This is a genomic window from Variovorax sp. 20P10.2.4 (genome assembly GCF_058244205.1).
In genome coordinates this window covers 1-1,165 of record NZ_JBZAYE010001165.1, presented here as the reverse complement: position 1 = coordinate 1,165, position 1,165 = coordinate 1, and the positions used below count along the sequence as shown (strand labels likewise).

At 72.4% G+C, this 1,165-nt stretch carries 1 protein-coding gene; it reads left to right on the top strand.

All coding sequences use genetic code 11. From position 1 onward, the window contains the following. Position 1: 1 nt before the first annotated feature. The coding region (locus tag AC27VN_RS42000; RefSeq protein WP_490880590.1) for an MMPL family transporter at positions 2-1,165 on the top strand (1,164 nt) is incomplete at its 3' end.

The following is a 1,165-nucleotide window of genomic DNA, read 5'->3' as shown; positions in this document are numbered from 1 at the left end:
GGTGGCGCTGCTGCTGGCCGGCGTGTTCGAGATCTCGCGCACCCATTTCAACGCCGACCTGTCGGCCTTCCTGCCCAAGAGCCCGGATGCGCGCCAGCGCGTGCTGATCGAGCAGCTGCAAAGCGGCGTGGCCTCGCGCACCCTGATGCTGGGCCTCGAGGGCGGCACGCCCGAGGCGCGCGCGCAGGTGTCGCGCGCGATGACGAAGAGCATGCGCGAGAGCCAGCTGTTCGACCTGATCCAGAACGGCGACACCGGCGACTGGACCGAGGCCGGCACCTGGGTGTTCCAGCACCGCTACCAGCTCTCGCCGGGCGTGGCGCCCGAGCGCTTCACGGTCGAAGGCTTGCGCGACGCGATCAACGAGACGCTGTCGATGCTCGGCACGCCGGCCGGCAACGTGATCAAGCCCTTCCTCGACCGCGACCCCACGGGCGAGACCACGCGCATCGCCGAGGAGCTGGTGCCGGCCAGCGCGCCGCGCAGCGAAGGCGGCGTGTGGATGTCGCGCACTGCGCCGCGCGCGCTGATGATCCTGACCACGCGCGCCGCCGGCAGCGACCTCGACGCGCAGGCGGTGGCGATCGCGCGTGTGCACGCGGCCCACGAGGCGGCCACGCGCGATCTGGGCGAAGCCAGGCCGCAACTGCTGCTGACCGGCCCGCCGGTGTTCTCGGTGCTCAGCCGCGACAAGATCAAGACCGAGGCGATCCATCTCGCGATCGTCGGCGGCATCGTCATGGGCGGACTGCTGCTGCTGGCCTTCGCCTCGCCGCGCGCGCTGGTGATCGCCTTCCTGCCGGTGGCCACCGGCGTGGTGATCGGCACCGCGGCGGTCAGCTGGGTCTTCGGCTCGGTGCACGGGCTCACGCTGGGCTTCGGCAGCACGCTGATCGGCGAGACCGTCGACTACGCCATCTACTACCTGATCCAGGCGCGCGGCGCCGCAGTGCCCGGCACCGGCTGGCAGCGCTGGCGCACGGTGCACTGGCCCACGGTGCGCATCGGCCTGCTGACCTCGGTCTGCGGTTTCGCGGCGCTGGTGTTCTCGGGCTTCCCGGGCCTGGCCCAGCTCGGCGTGTTCTCGATCGCGGGCCTGGTGGCGGCCGCCGTCGCCACCCGCTACGCGCTGCCGATGCTCGCGCCCGACGGCGCCACCGGCATG